Annotated in this window: 17 protein-coding genes; 3 read left to right on the top strand and 14 right to left on the bottom strand. The window is 71.8% G+C overall.

Going from position 1 to position 18,359, the window contains the following annotated elements:
- Window positions 1-179: 179 nt before the first annotated feature.
- From leuA to ACNQOV_RS17010, 5 genes are all read right to left on the bottom strand, one after another.
- Window positions 180-1,949, bottom strand: a complete 1,770-nt coding sequence (leuA, locus tag ACNQOV_RS17030) for a 2-isopropylmalate synthase (protein WP_416396027.1) — start codon at window positions 1,947-1,949, stop codon at window positions 180-182.
- A 277-nt stretch (window positions 1,950-2,226) separates the two neighbouring features.
- Window positions 2,227-3,627 carry an ABC transporter permease gene (locus ACNQOV_RS17025; protein ID WP_402262257.1) on the bottom strand — a complete coding sequence of 467 codons (1,401 nt, stop codon included), beginning with the start codon at window positions 3,625-3,627 and terminating at the stop codon, window positions 2,227-2,229.
- Entirely contained in the window at window positions 3,624-4,376 is a 753-nt protein-coding gene (locus tag ACNQOV_RS17020; RefSeq protein ID WP_022906404.1) for an ABC transporter ATP-binding protein, read from the bottom strand. The genes ACNQOV_RS17025 and ACNQOV_RS17020 overlap by 4 nt, the downstream gene beginning before the upstream one ends.
- A 171-nt stretch (window positions 4,377-4,547) precedes the next feature.
- A complete protein-coding gene (locus tag ACNQOV_RS17015; protein WP_022908364.1) occupies window positions 4,548-5,222 on the bottom strand; it encodes a response regulator in 675 nt (224 codons plus the stop codon).
- The gene (locus tag ACNQOV_RS17010) at window positions 5,219-6,466 is read right to left on the bottom strand and encodes a sensor histidine kinase (RefSeq protein WP_402262251.1); all 1,248 of its coding nucleotides are present in this window, start codon (window positions 6,464-6,466) and stop codon (window positions 5,219-5,221) included. The genes ACNQOV_RS17015 and ACNQOV_RS17010 overlap by 4 nt, the downstream gene beginning before the upstream one ends.
- 127 nt (window positions 6,467-6,593) lie before the next feature.
- Here ACNQOV_RS17010 and ACNQOV_RS17005 point away from each other — a divergent pair, with 127 nt between their 5' ends.
- On the top strand, window positions 6,594-8,657 hold the full coding sequence (locus tag ACNQOV_RS17005) for an acyltransferase family protein (RefSeq protein WP_416396024.1): 2,064 nt from the start codon (window positions 6,594-6,596) through the stop codon (window positions 8,655-8,657).
- Between the two features lie 59 nt (window positions 8,658-8,716).
- On the opposite strand, the gene era is transcribed toward ACNQOV_RS17005, so the two are convergent.
- From era to hrcA, 8 genes are all read right to left on the bottom strand, one after another.
- Complete coding sequence (gene era, locus ACNQOV_RS17000) at window positions 8,717-9,655, bottom strand: GTPase Era (protein WP_022908361.1); 939 nt, start codon at window positions 9,653-9,655, stop codon at window positions 8,717-8,719.
- Window positions 9,652-10,974, bottom strand: a complete 1,323-nt coding sequence (locus tag ACNQOV_RS16995; protein ID WP_416396022.1) for a hemolysin family protein — start codon at window positions 10,972-10,974, stop codon at window positions 9,652-9,654. The genes era and ACNQOV_RS16995 overlap by 4 nt, the downstream gene beginning before the upstream one ends.
- A gap of 4 nt (window positions 10,975-10,978) precedes the next feature.
- Window positions 10,979-11,440 carry an rRNA maturation RNase YbeY gene (gene ybeY, locus ACNQOV_RS16990; RefSeq protein ID WP_022907665.1) on the bottom strand — a complete coding sequence of 154 codons (462 nt, stop codon included), beginning with the start codon at window positions 11,438-11,440 and terminating at the stop codon, window positions 10,979-10,981.
- Window positions 11,437-12,498 (bottom strand): PhoH family protein, encoded by a 1,062-nt coding sequence (locus ACNQOV_RS16985; RefSeq protein ID WP_416396029.1) that lies wholly within the window; start codon window positions 12,496-12,498, stop codon window positions 11,437-11,439. The genes ybeY and ACNQOV_RS16985 overlap by 4 nt, the downstream gene beginning before the upstream one ends.
- A 67-nt stretch (window positions 12,499-12,565) precedes the next feature.
- Window positions 12,566-12,919, bottom strand: coding sequence for a histidine triad nucleotide-binding protein (locus ACNQOV_RS16980; RefSeq protein WP_022905722.1), 354 nt, complete (start codon window positions 12,917-12,919; stop codon window positions 12,566-12,568).
- 50 nt (window positions 12,920-12,969) lie between these two features.
- A complete protein-coding gene (locus tag ACNQOV_RS16975) occupies window positions 12,970-13,707 on the bottom strand; it encodes a 16S rRNA (uracil(1498)-N(3))-methyltransferase (RefSeq protein WP_416396019.1) in 738 nt (245 codons plus the stop codon).
- The gene (gene dnaJ / locus ACNQOV_RS16970) at window positions 13,707-14,822 is read right to left on the bottom strand and encodes a molecular chaperone DnaJ (protein WP_022905725.1); all 1,116 of its coding nucleotides are present in this window, start codon (window positions 14,820-14,822) and stop codon (window positions 13,707-13,709) included. Before dnaJ ends, ACNQOV_RS16975 begins: the two co-directional genes overlap by 1 nt.
- A 30-nt stretch (window positions 14,823-14,852) precedes the next feature.
- Window positions 14,853-15,869 (bottom strand): heat-inducible transcriptional repressor HrcA, encoded by a 1,017-nt coding sequence (gene hrcA / locus ACNQOV_RS16965; protein ID WP_022905726.1) that lies wholly within the window; start codon window positions 15,867-15,869, stop codon window positions 14,853-14,855.
- Between the two features lie 107 nt (window positions 15,870-15,976).
- Here hrcA and ACNQOV_RS16960 point away from each other — a divergent pair, with 107 nt between their 5' ends.
- Window positions 15,977-16,375 carry a DUF4870 domain-containing protein gene (locus ACNQOV_RS16960; protein ID WP_416396017.1) on the top strand — a complete coding sequence of 133 codons (399 nt, stop codon included), beginning with the start codon at window positions 15,977-15,979 and terminating at the stop codon, window positions 16,373-16,375.
- A 1-nt stretch (window position 16,376) separates the two neighbouring features.
- Here the strand turns inward: ACNQOV_RS16960 and hemW are convergent, their stop codons facing one another.
- On the bottom strand, window positions 16,377-17,594 hold the full coding sequence (gene hemW / locus ACNQOV_RS16955; RefSeq protein ID WP_416396015.1) for a radical SAM family heme chaperone HemW: 1,218 nt from the start codon (window positions 17,592-17,594) through the stop codon (window positions 16,377-16,379).
- A 28-nt stretch (window positions 17,595-17,622) separates the two neighbouring features.
- Here hemW and ACNQOV_RS16950 point away from each other — a divergent pair, with 28 nt between their 5' ends.
- Window positions 17,623-18,324, top strand: a complete 702-nt coding sequence (locus ACNQOV_RS16950; protein ID WP_402262228.1) for an HAD family hydrolase — start codon at window positions 17,623-17,625, stop codon at window positions 18,322-18,324.
- Window positions 18,325-18,359 lie beyond the last annotated feature (35 nt).

Genomic DNA, 18,359 nt, shown 5'->3' with positions numbered 1-18,359 from the left:
CCTCACGGTTCCGGGCGTACCTGCCGGTTTCGGGCGTACCTGGTCGGAAGGAACGACCAGGTACGCCCGATTCGACCTCCCATCGCACCCGTTCTGGGAAGGAACGCGCACGACGTGACCACACACAGGAGGCGCGGCGCGGGACCAGCCCGCACCGCGCCTCCTGGCCTGGCCGCGCCTCAGGCGGAGACGAGCTCCGACACGCCGGACGCCGCCCCCGCGCGCACCGCGCGGTTCACCGCCGACACGATCGCCTTGAGGGACGCCGTCGCGATGTCCGCGTCGATCCCGACACCCCAGAGCCGCACGCCGTCGACGTCGAGCTCGACGTAGGACGCGGCCTGGGCGTCACCGGAGGCGCTCATCGTGTGCTCCGAGTAGTCGTAGAGCGTCACGTCGACACCCTGCTCCCGCATCACCGTGAGGAACGCGTCGATCGGACCGGTGCCGACGGCCTCGGACACGACCGAGCCGTCGTCGACGCGCAGGGCGACCGAGAGCTTCGTCGTGCCGTCGAAGTCGCTCGACGTCGCCGTCTTCGTGATCTCGTAGCGGCCCCACTTGTCGGACTCGTCGGCGGCGGGCAGGTACTCGTCGCGGAAGAGGTCCCAGATGCGCTCGGACGAGAACTCGCCGCCCTCGGCGTCGGTGTGCTGCTGCACGACCCCGGAGAACTCGATCTGGAGCTTGCGGGGCAGGTCGATCGCGTGGTCCGTCTTCAGCAGGTAGGCGACACCACCCTTGCCGGACTGCGAGTTGACGCGGATGACGGCCTCGTAGGAGCGGCCGATGTCCTTCGGGTCGACGGGCAGGTAGGGCACCGCCCACGCGATCTCGTCGACGTCCTTGCCGGCGGCGGCGGCCTTGGCCTTCATCGCCTCGAAGCCCTTGTTGATGGCGTCCTGGTGCGAGCCGCTGAAAGCCGTGTAGACGAGGTCGCCCGCCCACGGCTGGCGTTCCGGCACCGGCAGCTGGTTGCAGTACTCGACGGTGCGCTTGACCTGGTCGATGTCCGAGAAGTCGATCTCGGGGTCGATCCCCTGCGTGAACAGGTTCATCCCGAGGGCGACGAGGTCGACGTTGCCGGTGCGCTCCCCGTTGCCGAACAGGCACCCCTCGATGCGGTCGGCACCGGCCATGTACCCGAGCTCGGCGGCCGCGACGGCGGTCCCGCGGTCGTTGTGCGGGTGCAGGGAGAGGATGACGTCCTCGCGGTGGGCCAGGTTGCGGGACATCCACTCGATCGAGTCGGCGTAGACGTTCGGCGTCGCCATCTCGACGGTGGCCGGCAGGTTGATGATCACCTTGCGGTCGGGCGTCGGCTCGAAGACCTCGAGCACGGCGTTGCAGATCCGGACGGCGACCTCGAGCTCGGTGCCCGTGTACGACTCGGGCGAGTACTCGTAGAAGACCTTCGTGTCGTGCTGCAGGTTCGCCTCGGCCGCGCGGCACAGCTCGGCGCCGGACACCGCGATGTCGACGACGCCCTGCACGTCGGTGCGGAACACGACCTCGCGCTGGACGATCGACGTCGAGTTGTACAGGTGCACGATGGCCTGCTTCGCACCGTCGATCGCCTCGTACGTGCGGTTGATGAGGTGCTCGCGCGCCTGGGTCAGCACCTGGATGGTGACGTCGTCGGGGATGGCGCCCTCGTCGATGAGGGACCGCACGAAGTCGAAGTCGGTCTGCGAGGCGCTCGGGAAGCCGACCTCGATCTCCTTGTAGCCCATCCGGACGAGCAGGTCGAACATCGCGCGCTTGCGCTCGGAGTCCATCGGGTCGATGAGGGCCTGGTTGCCGTCGCGCAGGTCGACCGCACACCAGCGGGGCGCGGCGTCGATGCGCTTCGTCGGCCAGGTGCGGTCCGGGAGGTCGACACGGATCTGCTCGTGGAACGGGACGTACTTGTGGATCGGCATCCCCGAGGGGCGCTGGGTGTTCTGCATCGTTTCGTCGCTTTCGTCGTCAGGGGTGGTTCAGGCCACGACGGACTCCGCGACGAGGTGGGCCGTTGTGTCAGGCCTCGTCGCGGCAGCGAAGGAGGAGGAGCGCCGAGTACATCGGGACCACCGTAGCACCGGGCACGGTGCGTGTGACAGCACCGACCGGACGGGAGGCGCGGGCGGTCCCGCACCGCGCCTCCCGTCCGGCACCGCGCCGCCCGCTGGCACCGCGCCTCCCGTCCCGCACCGCGCCCTCCCGCACCGACGGGCGACCCGGGGGTCAGTCCACCGCGAGCGCCTCGGTCGGCGGGACGCGCATCGCGCGTCGCACGGGCGCGATCGTCGCGACCACCGCGAGGACGAGTGCTCCGACCACCACGATCCCGACGGTCAACGGCGGCAGGACCGGCGTCGTCGCGAAGCCGAGCGAACCGAGCAGCGTCTGCCCGCCGACCCAGCCGTAGAACGTGCCGAGCACGAGTCCCGTGACCACAGCCGCGACGACCATCTGGACCGCCTCGGTCACGATCATCCGACGCACCTGCGCCCCGGTGAGCCCGAGCACCCGCAGCAGACCGAGCTCGCGGCGACGCTGGAGCACCCCGAGCGCGAGCGCGTTCACGACGCCCACAGCGGCGATCACCGCCGAGAACCCGACGATGACGCTCACCACCGCGTTGAGCTGCACGAAGAAGTCCCGCTGCCCCTGGACCATCTCGGTCGTCGTCTGCCCCTGTCCGACGGCCTGCAGCTGGGCTTCGAGCACGTGCTGCATGATCCCGAGCGCGACGGCGAAGGTGACGAGCAGGGTGACGCCGATGACGAGCCCGATCGTGGCCCGCGCGGACCGACCCGGTGCGCGCATGGCGTTCCGCCCGGCGAGCAGGACGACGGGGTCGCGCGAACCGATCCGGCCGATCAGCTGCAGCACGGGCGGCATGACGATCGTCGCCCCGACGGCCACCCCGGCGAACGACACGAAGCCGCCGAGCGCCGCCGGCAGGACCGCGACCGGCGAGAGCCCGCTCGCGAGCAACCCGACGAGCACGAGCAGCCCGCCGGTGGCCATGAGCACGATGGCCCACACCGTGCGGGCGGTCCCGGAGCGGACGTCGTCGTGGCTCGGCTCGACGCTCGACGAGAGCGCCTCGAGCGGGGTGACGGTGAGCACCCGGCGCGACCCAGCCGCGAACGCACCCCACGTGGCGAGGACGACCGCCGCGACCGGGAGTACGAGCTCCCACGGCACCATCGTGTAGGCGGTGTCCGGCAGGAACCCGTCGGCGCGCAGCACGAGGACGAACACCGCGCAGAGGCCCGTGCCGACGACCGCGCCGATCAGCCCGCCGACCACGCCGACGACGAGACCGGTGCGGGTGATCCGCGCACGCAGCGAGGCTCCGGTCGCGCCGACCAGCCGCTGCAGCGCGATGATGCGCGTCTGCCCGGCGATGAGGGTCGCGCACGTGTTCGCGGTGACGATCGCACCGACGTACAGCGCGATGCCGAGGAAGAGCCACCCGACGACCGAGAGGATCGCCTGCACCGGCCCGAGCTCGGCGAGCCCCGAGGCGCCGAGGGCCTCGGTCACGATGCCCGGCGCGATGACGAGCGCCGATCCGAAGGTGGTGCCGAGGGCCGCGACGAGGACGGTCGGCGCGAAGGCACGGAGCCCGTTCACGCTGCGGCCTCCATCCCGAGCATCGTGGTGGAGATCGACGCGGCGTCCATCGCCGGTCGGTCCCCCACCACACGCCCGTCGGCGAGGAACAGGATCCGGTCCGCGTTCGCCGCGGCCACCGGGTCGTGCGTGACCATCACGACGCTCTGCCCCCACTCGGTCACCGCACCGCGCAGGATCTGCAGCACGTCCCGGCCCGTCCGCGAGTCGAGCGCGCCGGTCGGCTCGTCCGCGACGACCACCGCCGGCCGCGAGGCCAGCGCCCGGGCGATCGCCACCCGCTGCTGCTGTCCGCCCGACAGCTGGTGCGGCCGGTGCGTCAGCCGGTTCCCCAGCCCGAGCATCTCGACGAGACGGTCGATCCAGGCCGACTCCTCGCGCGTCGGCTTGTGCCCGCCGAGCAGGAACGGCAGCCGGATGTTCTCCTGCACGTCGAGCGTCGGCACCAGGTTGAACGACTGGAACACGAACCCCAGCCGACGACGCCGCAGTTCCGTCAGGTCCTTGTCGCCCAACGCGGTGATGTCGACGCCGTCGATCCGGATGCGACCGGACGAGACCTGGTCGAGCCCGGCGGCGACGTGCATCAGGGTCGACTTGCCGGAGCCCGACGGGCCCATCACCGCGGTGAACTCCCCCGCGCCGATGTCGACGCTCACGTCGTCGAGCGCCGTGACCCGTCGCGCGGCGTCGCCGTAGTGCTTCGAGACGTGGTCGAGACGGATGATCGGTGTGCTGCTCGTGGTCATGACTCCACGATGACGGCCGGGAGGCACGCCCCGCGTCCGTCGCGCGGCTCCTGTGGATCGTCCGCTCGGCTCCACTGCCTGGGGAGGAGTCATCCGCTCGGATGACGGTCCGTCAGACGAACCACCCCGCCCCGCGGGCGGGCGCGGGCCGCCGCGCGAGCGCGCCCGCGGTCAGTCGGCCTTCGCGACCAACCCGTGCTCGTGCGCGAACACGACCAGCCGCACCCGGTCGCGCAGCTCGAGCTTCGTGAGGACCCGCGAGATGTGGGTCTTCACCGTCGCCTCGCTCACGTACTCGTGCTGCGCGATCTCGCTGTTGCTGAACCCGCGCGCCGCCAGGTCGAAGATCTCGCGCTCGCGGGGGGTCAGCTCCTCGAAGGCGGGCGGCACCGAGGCGGCCTGCTCGCTCGTGTCCTCGTAGCGGCGCAGGAGCTCGCGGGTCGCCGACGCCGCGAACACGGCCGTCCCGGCGTGCACCGTGCGGATCGCGGCGAGCAGGAACTCGGGGTCGGCGTCCTTCAGCACGAACCCGCTCGCCCCGGCCCGGATCGCCTTCGCCGCGGCCTCGTCGAAGTCGAACGTGGTGAGCACGAGCACCTTCGCGCCGTCCGCGCCGCTGTCCTCGACGATGCGGGCGGTGGCGGTGATGCCGTCCATCACGGGCATGCGGACGTCCATCAGCACGACGTCGGGTCGGCCGCGCCGCACGAGTTCGACACCCTCGGCACCGTCGCCGGCCTCGCCCACGAACTGCAGGTCGGCCTGCGAGTCGATGAGCATCCGGATGCCGGTGCGGAACAGTGCCTGGTCGTCGACGAGCGCGACGCGGATCGGGGTGTCGTTCATCGGCCGGTGCGCTCCTGCAGGGTCTGGGGTGGGATCGGGACGAGCCCGCGCGGCATCTGGCCGCTCGCGGGGACGGAGGGCATCCGGACCGCGACCGCGAAGTCGTCGCCACGCGGTCCGGCCGTCATCGTCCCCCCGGTCATGGTGGCACGTTCGCGCATGCCGACCAGGCCGTGTCCGGTGCCGGGCCCGCGCGTGCCGTCGTCGGCGCGCCGGTTCACGACCGTGATCTCGACGGTGTCGGGCCGGTACGTGAGGGTGGCGTGCACCGGCGTGTTCGGCTCACCGTGCTTCCACGCGTTCGTCAGGCTCTCCTGGACGATCCGGTACACGGCGAGCTGGGTCGTCGTCGGGAGTCCGGCGCCGTCGCCCTCGCGCTCGACCCGCACGTCGAGGCCCATCCCCCGCATCTCGCGGACGAGGCGGTCGATGTCGTCGATCTCCGGGGTCGGCGCGGTGCCCTGCTCGTGTCGTAGTGCCCCGAGCAGTTCGCGGACGTCCCCGAGTGCACGTCGTGCGGTGCTCGAGATCGTCCCGAGCGCCTCGTCGGCGATCGCCGGATCCGCCTTCAACGCGTACCGCGCGCCGTCGGCCTGCGCGATCACGACCGCGAGCGAGTGCGCGACGATGTCGTGCATGTCCCGGGCGATCCGGACGCGCTCCTGCTCGACCGCGACCGCCCGGTCGGCGCGCGCGGCGTCGCGCTCGGCGAGGAGCTGGGCCTCGCGGCTCATGCTCGCGGAGCGGCGGGTGCGGAGCACGAGACCGGCGAGCCACGGCAGCAGGAGCAGCAGCAGCACGATCGCGAAGTACGCGACCGCGACCTTCAGCGACTCCTGCTCCGGCGTCGTCGCCGTCTGGATGCCCAGCCGCTCGCGGTAGTCGTCGAGTCCGAGGTAGACGGCCGCGATCACCGGACCGCCGATCGACGACAGGAGCCCGGCCAGCCGCACCCGACTGCTGCCGTACCGACTGGTCGCGTAGACCACGCCGGCGATGAACGCGTTCGACAGGTCCGGCATCTGCAGCGTGACCATCTCGATGACGGCGAACACCCACGCCACGCCGAGTGCGAGGCCCGGCGACAGCCGTCGGAGCGCCAGCGCCGCCGTCATCCCGACCACCGTCAGGAACGCGAAGGGCGAGTCCATCCCACGGGCCGTCAGCACGAGCACCAGGCCACCGAGGACGACCGCGATCACGACGTCGGTGATGACCTGCGCGCGCAGCATGGGACGGAACACCGCTCCACGGTACGTCCAGGAGGCGCGGTGCGCGTCCGCCTGCAGGTTGACGTCCGCGGGCGGCCGGGTCAGCAGCCCGTCGGCAGCGACTCGTCGGCTGCTATTCAAGATGTGATATATTCACATGGTGCACACGAAGCGACGCGACATCCAGGGGCTCCGAGCGCTGGCGATCACGGCCGTCGTCCTCGAGCACGTGTTCGGGTCACCAGTGGGCGGGTTCCTCGGTGTCGACGTGTTCTTCGTCGTGTCCGGGTTCCTGATCACGCGCTCGCTGCTCGACATGATCTCGCGGACCGGTCGGGTCGACCTCCGCGCGTTCTGGACCCGACGAGCGCTCCGCCTCGCGCCGGCGTTCGTCGTGGTCGCCGCGACGACCGCCACCGTGTTCGTCGTCTGCTTCCCCTCCGCCGATCCTCGGTCGGTCCTGGAGCCCCTCGCCGCTGCCTCGGTCTCGATGTCCAACTGGTGGTTCGTCCACGAGGGCACCGACTACTTCGGGGCACACGCCGCCGTCTCGCCGTTCCTGCACACCTGGTCGCTGGCGGTCGAGGAGCAGTTCTACGTCGTCTGGCCGGCGCTCATCGCCCTGACGCTCTGGCTGCTCCGGCGGCGTTCGGCGGCCGGTCGCGGCGCCGGCTGGTCGGAGCCGGTCCCGCCGCGTGGCACCGAACGACGCGCGCGACTCGGCATGCTCGTCGTCCTCGGTCTGGTCGTCTGCGCCTCGATCGCCGCCGCGGCCCTCGCGGGTACCGGGGACGCAGGCTACTTCTCGACCGTCACCAGGGCGTGGGAGCTCGCGATGGGTGCCGTGGTCGCCGTCGGCCTCGTCGGGACCGCCCGCCCGTCGTGGCGGATCGGTCTGCCCGTGACGGTGCTCGGCATCGTGCTGATCGTCGCGAGCGTCGTCCTCGTCGGGTCGGACGCCGGGGTCCCCTTCCCGGGCGCGGTCCCCGCCGTGCTCGGCACCGCCATGGTGCTCGTCGGCGGAGGCTCCCCGGCCGGTGGCACGATCGTGCTCGAGAACCCGGTCTCGGACTGGCTTGGCGGCATCAGCTACTCGCTCTACCTGTGGCACTTCCCCGTCCTCGTGTTCGTCGGCGCCGTCGCACCGGACGCCACGTGGACCGCGGTCCCCGTGGCCCTCGCGGCAGCACAGCTGTCCACGCACGCGATCGAACGCCCCTTCCTGACTCGGGACCGGTCGAGCTCGGGCGCGTGGTGGGTCCGACGCATCCGCACCGGGACGACGGTGCTGGTGGTCTGCACGACCGCGGCGCTGACCGCCGCTGCCGTCGTCCCCGCGACGCCGGTGCCGTCCGCGGCGGTCGCGGACGCTCCGCCGAACGGTGCGCTGCCCCACGTAGCCGCCGACCGGGGCGAGCTCGCCGAGGCGCTCCGTGCGGACAGCTGGTCGACGGCACTCACTCACCGCGGCACGCCGACCGACAGCGCGACCGCGCCCCGCCCCTGTGGGGTGATCGGGACCAGCCGGACCGAGGAGTCCTGCACGTTCGGGCCCACGGATGCACCGCACACCGCCGTCCTCGTCGGGGACTCCGTCGCCGGGGCCTGGTCGGAGGCCCTCGTCGAGTGGATGCGGACCGATCGACCCGGATGGCGGCTCGTCGTCCTGGCACGCAACGGGTGTCCGTTCATCACCACCGACGTCCAGCCGGGCGTCCCGTGCGCCGAGCTGCAACAGGGTGTCGTCGATCGCATCGACGAGCTCTCCCCCGACGCCGTGATCGTGGCGACCCGGTTCGACGGCATCCCCTTCGAGCGCGCGGACGGCGGCGGCACACTGACCCCGACGGAGTTCGAACACGCGTCCGCGGCGATGATCGACCGGGTCGCGGCCCGCACTCCCGTGGTCGTCCAGCTCGCTGCGCCGCCCGCCGGGGCCGACCCCAGCCGGTGCCACCTGCGCTTCGGGACGCCCAGGTCGTGCATCCGACCGGTGTCCGACGAGTGGCGCTCCCGGATGGCGTCCACCGAGCGGGTCGCGACGGCGCACGGTGTCCGACTCGTCGACACGAGTCCCCTCGTCGCGGTGGACGGCCGGACCCCGGCCACGATCGGTGGCGAACTGCTGCGGATCGACGGCGTGCACCTCACCCCGTCAGCGTCGACCGCCGCCGCTCCGGCGCTCGGCGAGCTCATCACCGCAGCGGGCGGGTTGGAACGCTGACGCGGGTCAGGAGGCGCGGTGCGCGTCCGCCTGCAGGTCGACGTCCGCAGGTGGCCGGGTCAGAAGCCGAGGCGACCGAGCTGCTTCGGGTCGCGCTGCCACTCCTTCGCGACCTTCACCCGGATGTTGAGGTACACGTGGCGGCCGCCGAGCAGCGCCTCGATCTCGGTGCGGGCACGCGACCCGACGTCCTTCAGGCGCTCGCCCTTGCGACCGATGACGATCGCCTTCTGGCTGTCCCGCTCGACGAACAGGTTCGCGAAGATCCGCAGCGGGCCGTCCGGGTCGTCGTCCTCGTCGGGTTCGACCACGTCCTCGATCACGACGGCGAGCGAGTGCGGCAGCTCGTCGCGCACGCCCTCGAGCGCGGCTTCGCGGATGAGCTCGCCGATCCGCTCCTCGTCGGTCTCCTCGGTCACGGCCGAGTCGTCGTAGAGCTGCGGCGACTCGGGCAGCAGCGACGTGATCACGCCGAGCAGGTCCTCGAGCTGCAGGCCCCTCGTGCCCGAGGTCGGCACGATGGCGTCCCACTCGCGCAGCTTCGACACGGCGAGCAGCTGCTCCCCGACCCTGTCCTTGGCGGCCTGGTCCATCTTCGTGACGATGGCGATCTTCTTCGCCCGCGGGTACTGGTCGAGCGTGTCGTTGATGAACCGGTCCCCCGGGCCGACCGGCTCGTTCGCCGGCACGCAGAACCCGATGACGTCGACGTCCCCGAGCGTGGACTGCACGAGGTCGTTCAGCCGCTCGCCCAGCAGGGTGCGCGGACGGTGCACACCGGGGGTGTCGACGATGATGACCTGGCCGTTCGGCCGGTGCACGATGCCCCGGATCGCCCGACGGGTGGTCTGCGGCTTCGAGGACGTGATCGCGACCTTCTGGCCGACGAGCGCGTTCGTCAGTGTGGACTTCCCGACGTTCGGGCGACCGACGAACGAGACGAACCCGGCTCGGTAGGGCTCGGTCGGTCCGGCGGCGGCTGGCGTGGTGTCGGTCATGCGGTGGCGGTTCCCGTCGTGGTGGATGCGGCGTCGTCGAAGGCGTCCTCGACGTCCGCGAGTCCCGGTGTGCGCTCGGCGAGCACGGTGATGAGGTGGCGGCGCTTGCCCTCGACCCGGTCGGCCGTCAGTTCCAGGCCGGACACGGTGACACGCTCGCCGCTCACGGCCAGGTGGCCGAGCTCCTTGGTGAGCAGGCCTCCGGCGGTGTCGACGTCGTCGTCCTCGAGCTCGATGCCGAACAGGTCGCCGAGGTCGTCGATCGGCAGTCGCGCGGAGATCCGCCAGACGCCGGGCCCGACCTCGACCCGGTCGACGACGGCGCGGTCGTACTCGTCGGAGATGTCCCCGACGAGTTCCTCGATGAGGTCCTCCATCGTGACGAGCCCGGCGACGCCGCCGTACTCGTCGACGACGAGCACGAGGTGGTTCTTGGCGACCTGCATGTGGCGCAGGGTGTCGTCGGCGGCCTTCGACTCCGGGACGAACTCGGCCGGACGCAGGAGCGTCGTGACCCGCTGCGCGCCGGACCCAGGCCGCTCGTAGAGTGCGCGGGCGACGTCACGGAGGTACAGGACCCCGAGCACGTCGTCGCTGCCCCGACCGGTGACGGGCATGCGGGACACACCGGAGGCCAGGAACTGTTCCATGCCGCTCGCGAGGGTGTCCGCGCCGTCCACGGTGAGCATGTCGGTGCGCGGGACCATGACCTCGCGCACCAGGGTGTCGCTGAACTCGAACACCGAGTGGATGAGCTCGCGGTCGTCCTGCTCGAGGACGTTGCTCTCGGTCGCCTCGTCGACGAGCGAGAGCAGCTGCTCCTCGCTCGACACCGTCGACGCGCTGCCCCCGCGCCCCGGCGTGACGCGGTCGCCGATCGCCACGAGGAGCCCGGCGAGCGGGCCGAGCACGATGCGGACGCCCCGGACGAGCCCACCGGTCGTGGCGATGAGGCGTTCGGCGTGTGCACGCCCGACGCTGCGGGGACTCGACCCGACCAGCACGAACGACACCGCGGTCATGACGGCAGCCGCCACGATGAGGGCGACCCACCAGGTGTCGAACACCATCACGAGCGCGATCGTGACGAGGACGGCCGCCGCGGTCTCCGCCAGCACGCGGAAGAAGTTGAGCGCGTTGACGTGCGCGCCGACGTCGTCTCCGATCGCCTCGATCGCGCGTCGGTGCCCGCTCTCGCGGGCGATCTCGTCGAGGTCGGCCCGGGACAGCACGGACAGCGCTGCGTCGGACGCGGCGAGCAGCCCGCCGACGACGACCAGCACGAACGCGACCGTCAGCATGCCGACGACGAGCAGCATCAGCTCACCGCCCTCGGCGCTGGGCGGCGAACGCCGTGAGGATCTCGCCCTGCAGCCCGAACATCTCGGCCTTCTCTTCCGGTTCGGCGTGGTCGAACCCGAGCAGGTGCAGGATGCCGTGGCACGTCAGCAGGAGCATCTCGTCGGTGCTCGAGTGTCCGGCGGTCTTCGCCTGTTCCTCGGCCACCTGCGGGCAGAGCACGATGTCGCCGAGCAGGCCCGCCGGGGTCGGCTCGTCCTCGGTGCCGGGGCGGAGCTCGTCCATCGGGAAGCTCAGCACGTCGGTCGGGCCGGGCTCGTCCATCCACCGGACGTGCAGCTGCTCCATCGCGCCCTCGTCGACGAGCACGATCGCGAGCTCCGCGTCGGCATGGACGTGGAGCGCGTCGAGCGCGAAGGCGGCGAGGCGCTGGATGGCGGCCTCGTCGACCTCGACGCCGGACTCGTTGTTGAGCTCGATGCTCACCGGTTCCCTCCTCGGGGGTCGTTCTGGGGGTACGGGGAGCGCTGGCGGTCCTGCGGCGGACGCCCCCGTCGCTCGGCGCGGTTGGCACCGGCGGGGTTCGGCGTGGCCGCGCTGCCCCGGCCGCCCGGGTGGTAGCCGGACTGCTCGGCGAGGCGTTCCTCGTCGTAGACGGTGTAGGCGTCGACGATCCGGCCGACGAGCGTGTGCCGGACGACGTCCTCGCTGCCGAGGCGGGCGAAGTGGATGTCCTCGACCTCGCCGAGGATGCGCGTCACGAGCCGGAGCCCGGACAGGTTGCCCGGCAGGTCGACCTGGGTGATGTCGCCCGTGACGACCATCTTCGACCCGAACCCGAGCCGCGTCAGGAACATCTTCATCTGCTCGGGCGTGGTGTTCTGCGCCTCGTCGAGGACGACGAACGAGTCGTTCAGCGTGCGCCCGCGCATGTACGCCAGCGGTGCCACCTCGACCGTACCGGCCGCCAGGAGCTTCGGGACGAGCTCGGGGTCCATCATCTCGTTGAGCGCGTCGTACAGCGGCCGCAGGTACGGGTCGATCTTGTCGGTGAGGGTGCCCGGCAGGAAGCCGAGCCGCTCGCCGGCCTCGACCGCGGGACGGGTCAGGATGATCCGGGTGACCTCGCGCCGCTGCAGCGCCTGGACGGCCTTCGCCATCGCCAGGTAGGTCTTGCCGGTACCGGCGGGGCCGATGCCGAAGGTGATCGTGTTCTCGTCGATCGCGTCGACGTAGGCCCGCTGCCCGTCGGTCTTCGGCCGGACGGACTTGCCGCGGCTCGACACGATCGGCGTGCCGAAGGTGTCGGAGGGCTTGCGGTCCTCGTCGAGGAGCTTCGCCGACACCGGGATGTCGGCCGGGCCGATGTCGTGCCCGCGCCGGACCATGCCGACGAGTTCGTCGACGAGGGCGTGTGCGCGCGTGACGTCGCGCTCGGGACCGGTCAGCGAGACCTCGTTGCCGCGCACGAGGACGCGGACACCGGGGTACTGGCGTTCGACGGTCTTGAGCAGCCGGTCCTGGGGGCCGAGCAGCTGCACCATGGCGATGCCGTCGACCTGGATCGAGGCCGACACGTCCGTCGGGTCGGCCGGGGTGGGTGCTGGTTCGTTAGCCGGCAAGGGTGCCTTCCTGCAGTTCACCTGCGAGTACGTGCGCGTGCACGTGGAACACGGTCTGACCGGCGGCTTCGCCGGTGTTGAAGACGAGTCGGAACTGGCCGCCGGCGCGCTCGTCGGCGATGCGCTGCGCGGTGGCGACCAGGTGGGCGAGGAGGTCCGGGTCGCCGGCGGCGAGCTCGGTGACGTTCCGGTACTGCTCGGTCTTGGGGATGACGAGCACGTGGACGGGTGCCTTCGGCGCGATGTCCTCGATGGCGATCACGCGGTCGTCCTCGGCGACGACCGTCGCCGGGATCTCGCGCGCGATGATCCGGGAGAAGATGCTGGGCGTGCTGGTGCTCATGGCTCCATCGTAGAACGCGGCGCCGACGCCACGCCTTCCCGATCCGCGCGCTACCAGCGCCCGAGCCGCGTCTGCAGGACCGCCAGCGCGGCCGGACCGGCCGTGGACGTCCGGAGCACGGTGTCGCCGAGCCGGACCCGGACGGCGCCCGCGGCGACGAGCCGGTCGAACTCGGAGCCGTCGATGCCGCCCTCCGGCCCCACGACCAGGGCGATCTCGTCGAGGTCGGCCGGCGGCTCCCACTCGGAGAGCCGGACGTCGCCGACGGGGTCCAGCACGAGGACGACCCGCCCAGCGCCCGGGAACGCGGCGAGCTGCGCCGTGGTGACCGGGGCGTCGACGTCCGGGATCCGCGACCGCACGGCCTGCTTCGACGCCTCGTGCGCGATCGACGCCCACCGCGCGCGGCCCTTGTCGACCTTCGGGCCGTCCCACCGGGACACGCTGCGCGCGGCCGACCACGGGACGATCCGGTCGACGCCGATCTCGGTCGCGGCCTGCACCGCCATCTCGTCGCGGCCGCCCTTCGCCAGCGCCTGCACGAGGGTCAGCGAGGGGCTCGGCGCCGGCTCGACCGCGACGGTCTCGACCGTGAGCGTCAGGGTGTCCCGACCGACGGTCTCCACCGCACCGGCCACGACGGCACCGTGCCCGTCGCCGATCCGCAGGGTCTCGCCCACGCGGACGCGGGCCACGGACACCGCGTGGCGCCCCTCGACCCCGTCGAGCACGACGGGGTCGCCGACCGAGACGCCGTCGAGCGAACCGACGAAGTAGAGCGACGCCATCAGTGGTTGAAGAAGCGGTCGCGGAGCTTGCCGAACATGCCCTGCTGGAAGCGTGCGAGCTGCGGCTTGCCGGGCTTGATCGACTTCGCGAGCTGCTCGACGAGCTGGCGTTCCTTGTGCGAGAGCTTCGTCGGGGTCACGACCTGGACCCCCACGCGGAGGTCGCCCCGGCCGTTGCCGCGCAGCTTCGTGACGCCGCGGTCCTTCAGCACGAGGACGTCGGCGCTCTGCACGCCCGGACGGACCTCGAGCTCGACCGGTCCGTCGAGCCCGTCGATCGTCGTGGTCGTCCCGAGCACGGCGTCGGTCATCGCGACCTCGAGCGTGGCGAGCAGGTCGTCCCCGTCGCGGCTGAACACGTCGTGGTGGCGGACCCGGATCTCGAGGTACAGGTCACCGGAGGGACCGCCAGCCGGGCCGACCTCGCCCTGACCGGGCATCTGCAGGCGGAGACCGGAGTCGACGCCCGCGGGGACGTCCACCGGCACCGTGCGGCGGGCACGGATGCGGCCCTGGCCCTGGCACGTCGGGCACGGGTTCGGGATGACGGTGCCGTACCCGCGGCAGGTCCCGCAGGGCGCGCTCGTCACGACGTTGCCGAGGAGCGAGCGGACCTGGCGCTGGATGTGACCGGTCCCGCCGCAGATGTCGCACGTGCGGGGGCTCGTGCCGGGCGCGCAGCAGGACCCGCCGCAGGTCTCGCAGAGCACGGCCGTGTCGACCTCGACGTCCTTGTGGGTGCCGAAGACGACCTCGTCGAGGTCGACGTCGATGCGCAGCAGGGCGTCCTGCCCGCGCTCGGCGCGACTGCGCGGACCGTTGCCGCGTCCGCCGCCGGCACCCCCGCCGAAGAAGGCGTCGAAGATGTCGCTGAAGCCGCCGGCGGCGCCGCCACCGAACGGGCTGTCGGCCTGCGGGCCGGCGTCGTACCGGCGGCGCTGCTCCGGGTCGCTCAGCACGTCGTAGGCGTGCGTGACGTCCTTGAACCGTTCGGCCGCGTCCGGGCTCGGGTTCACGTCCGGGTGCAGTTCGCGCGCCAGACGGCGGTACGCCTTCTTGATGTCGGCATCGGAGGCGTCCGGCTGGACGCCGAGGACGTCGTAGTGGTCTGCCACGTATCCCTCAGTCGGTTGGGTTCGGATCGGTCAATGTTCGCCCAGGAGTTTGGACAGGTACCGTGCGACGGCGCGCACGGCGGCCATGTTCGTGCCGTAGTCCATGCGGGTCGGCCCGAGCACGCCGAGACGGGCGAGCTCACCGCCGGCGAGGTACCCGCCGGCGACGATGCTCGTCGCGTCGAGCCCGTACTCGGCGTTCTCCACGCCGATCCGGGCCGCGACACCGTCGTCGATCTGCATCTCGCCGAACAACCGGAGCAGGGTCACCTGTTCCTCGATCGCCTCGAGCACGGGGAAGAGGCCGCCGGAGAAGTCCTGCTCGCTCTTGGCGAGGTTCGCCGCGCCGGCCATCACCAGGCGGTCCTGCCGGTTGGCGGCGACCTGCTCGATGAGCGTCGCGACGACGACCCCGGCCAGGGGCTGGACGTCCGGACGGATCTGCTGCGGCACCGCGCGGAGCGCCGCCGCGACGTCCTGCAGGAGCAGGCCGACGCTCGCGCCGTTCACCACGGCACGGAGTTCGGTGAGCGCGGTCTCGTCGAGCGCGACGTCGGTCTCGACGACGCGCTGCTCGACACGGGCGGTGTCGGTGATGAGCACGACCATCAGGCGGTTGTCGCCGAGACGGACGAGCTCGACGTGCTGCACCCGTGCACGGACCATCGAGGGGTACTGCACGAGGGCGACCTGGTTCGTGAGCTGGCTGAGCAGCCGGACGGTCCGACCGAGGACCTCGTCGAGGTCGTTCGGCGCACCGAGGAACGTCTCGATCGCGTGCCGCTGGGCGCTCGACAGCGGCCGGGCACCCGCGAGGTGGTCGACGAAGACCCGGTACCCCTTGTCGGTCGGGACCCGACCGGACGAGGTGTGCGGGGCCGCGATGAGCTGCTCGTCCTCGAGCTGGGCCATGTCGTTGCGTATGGTGGCGGCGCTGACCCCGAACGCGTGCCGCTCGACGATCGTCTTCGAACCGACCGGCTCGCGCGAGGCGACGTAGTCCCGCACGATGGCCTTGAGGACCTCGAGGCTGCGTTCGCTGACCACCCGGACCCCTTCCACTCGTACTGGCACTCGGACGTGTCGACTGCTGATCCTACGCCCGACCACCGACCGACCGGGACTTCTCCCCAGCCGACGGATACGCTTCGGGCATGACCTACGGACAGCAGCCCCAGCAGCCCGGCGGCCCGCAGTACCCCGGTGGGTACACCCCGCCGCAGCCGATGTCGCCCGAGGACCAGCGACTCTGGGCCACGCTCACGCACATCGGCGGCATCTTCTTCAACTTCATCGCGCCGCTGGTGGCCTACCTGGTCCTGCGCGACCGCGGCGGGTTCATCCGCGAGCACACGCGCGTGGCGCTGAACTTCCACATCACGATGGCGATCGCGTACGCGGTCGGGTCGATCACGTCGTTCCTCGGCATCGGCGTCCTGATCATCCTCGCGGCCTGGGTGCTCTCGATCGTGTTCGGGATCCAGGCGGCGATCGCGGCGAACCGCGGGCAGTTCTACCGCTACCCGCTCTCCATCGAGTTCATCAAGCAGTAGCTCAGTCGAGCAGCTCGCGGACCACCGCGTCCGCGAGCAGTCGCCCCTGCAGGGTCAACTCGATCCGCCCCCGCACCGCGGCCGACCCGTCCACGAGTCCACGTGCGATGAGGCCGGCGACCCGGCCCCGCGCCTCCTGGCCCAGCTCGCCGGTCGCGAGCTCCCCGCGCACCCGCGCGGCGAGCAGCACGCGCTCGACGTACCGGGTCTCGGCGTCGAGGGTCTCGCGTCCGGCCGCGGGCGACTCCCCCGCCAGCACCCGGTTCGCGTACGCGGCCGGGTGCTTCACGTTCCACCAGCGGGTGCCGGCCACCGCGGAGTGCGCGCCGGGGCCGACGCCCCACCAGTCGTGGCCCGTCCAGTAGGACAGGTTGTGCCGACTCCGGTGCTGGTCGCCGCGGGCCCAGTTCGAGACCTCGTACCAGGCGTAGCCGGCATCACCGAGGACCCGGTCCGCCAGCTCGTACATGTCCGCCGCGAGGTCGTCGTCCGGCGCCGGGAGCTCGCCGCGCGCGACCATCCGGCCCATCGCGGTGCCCTCCTCGACGATGAGCGAGTAGGCCGACACGTGGTCCGGCTCGCACGCCAGGGCCGCGTCGAGCGAGGTGCGCCAGTCGTCGAGCGACTCGCCGGGCGTCGAGTAGATGAGGTCGAGCGAGACGTCGAGGCCCTGCTGCTTCGCGAGGTCCACCACGAGGGGCACGCGCTCGGGGTCGTGCGTCCGGTCGAGCGTCGCGAGCACGTGCGGCACCGCGGACTGCATGCCGTAGCTCACCCGGGTGAAGCCGCCGTCGGCGAGGGTCCGCAACGCGTCCTCGTCCACGGAGTCGGGGTTCGCCTCGGTCGTGACCTCGGCACCGGGCACGATCCCCCAGGTGTCGTTGATCGCGCGGAGGATCATCACCAGGTCGGAGGCGGGCAGCATCGTCGGGGTGCCGCCGCCGAAGAACACCGTCGACACCGGTCGACGGGCGACGCCCGAGCGGTCGAGGACGCTCGCGGCCCACTCGATCTCGCGCACCGCGTGTCCGGCGTAGTCGTCCCGACGGACCCCGCGGAGCTCCGACGCCGTGTACGTGTTGAAGTCGCAGTAGCCGCAGCGGACCCGACAGAACGGCACGTGCACGTACACGCCGAAGGGGACGTCGCCGGCACCGGACGCCGGGGTGACCAGGCCGTCCGCGGGTGCGGGGTCGGCGATCGGGAGAGCACTCGGCATGGACTCCATTGTCCGTCATGATGGAGGCATGGAGCACCACACCGTCCCCACCACGGTGCTGTGGGACATCGACGGCACCCTCGTGTTGAACGCCTCGTCGCCGGGCAACCTGTACCACCTCGCGCTCGAGCGGGCGATCGGCCGCGACCTCGTCCTGCGCGTCGGTCACCAGCACGGCCGCACCGACGCCGGGCTCATCGCCGAGCACGTCCGGGCGCACGACCTGGACGACACGCTCATCCCCACCGTGAGCCGGCACCTGCGCGACCTCACCGAGGAGCGGCACGTGTCCGGGGACCGCCGCAGTCCGGCGCCGGGCGCGATCGGTCTCGTCCGACGGTTCGCCGAGCTCGGCTGGCGCAACGGCCTGCTGACCGGCAACTCCCCCTACCGTGCCCGCGTCAAGCTGCAGGGTGCCGGCTTCGACGTGGACGCGTTCGACTGGGACCACTCGTTCTTCGGCGACACCGAGGTCGAGCGCACCGGGGTGACCGCGCGCGCTGCCGAGGCACTCGCCGGCACCCGGGCCGTGATCGTCGGGGACACCCCGCGGGACGGCGAGGCGGCGGACGCGGTCGGCATCCCGTTCCTCGCGGTGGCGACCGGCGTGTACGACGTCGAGGCGCTCCGGGCGACCAGCGCCGTGACCATCGCCCGCGACTGCGTCGAGGACGCCCGGCTCATCGAGGACGCGATCGCCGCGCTGCCGCCGCTCCGCCCGGTCGGCTGACCGGCCGCGGCCCCGGCCCGGCCGCGGCCCCGGCC

Source organism: Curtobacterium sp. LFS084 (genome assembly GCF_047977705.1).
Taxonomy (GTDB): domain Bacteria; phylum Actinomycetota; class Actinomycetes; order Actinomycetales; family Microbacteriaceae; genus Curtobacterium.
The sequence above is the reverse complement of the archived record's forward strand: the minus strand, read 5'-3'. Positions and strand labels throughout refer to the sequence as shown.

Bases quoted from the DNA above. Each gene is read 5' to 3' on its own strand.
- ACNQOV_RS16980 (WP_022905722.1), bottom strand. From the start codon at position 12,919: ATGAGCACCAGCACGCCCAGCATCTTCTCCCGGATCATCGCGCGCGAG.
- ACNQOV_RS17015 (WP_022908364.1), bottom strand. From the start codon at position 5,222: ATGAACGACACCCCGATCCGCGTCGCGCTCGTCGACGACCAGGCACTG.
- ACNQOV_RS16950 (WP_402262228.1), top strand. From the start codon at position 17,623: ATGGAGCACCACACCGTCCCCACCACGGTGCTGTGGGACATCGACGGC.
- ACNQOV_RS16985 (WP_416396029.1), bottom strand. From the start codon at position 12,498: ATGGTGCAGCTGCTCGGCCCCCAGGACCGGCTGCTCAAGACCGTCGAA.
- ACNQOV_RS17020 (WP_022906404.1), bottom strand. From the start codon at position 4,376: ATGACCACGAGCAGCACACCGATCATCCGTCTCGACCACGTCTCGAAG.
- era (WP_022908361.1), bottom strand. From the start codon at position 9,655: ATGACCGACACCACGCCAGCCGCCGCCGGACCGACCGAGCCCTACCGA.
- ACNQOV_RS16995 (WP_416396022.1), bottom strand. From the start codon at position 10,974: ATGCTGCTCGTCGTCGGCATGCTGACGGTCGCGTTCGTGCTGGTCGTC.
- leuA (WP_416396027.1), bottom strand. From the start codon at position 1,949: ATGCAGAACACCCAGCGCCCCTCGGGGATGCCGATCCACAAGTACGTC.
- hemW (WP_416396015.1), bottom strand. From the start codon at position 17,594: ATGCCGAGTGCTCTCCCGATCGCCGACCCCGCACCCGCGGACGGCCTG.
- ACNQOV_RS16960 (WP_416396017.1), top strand. From the start codon at position 15,977: ATGACCTACGGACAGCAGCCCCAGCAGCCCGGCGGCCCGCAGTACCCC.
- ACNQOV_RS16975 (WP_416396019.1), bottom strand. From the start codon at position 13,707: ATGGCGTCGCTCTACTTCGTCGGTTCGCTCGACGGCGTCTCGGTCGGC.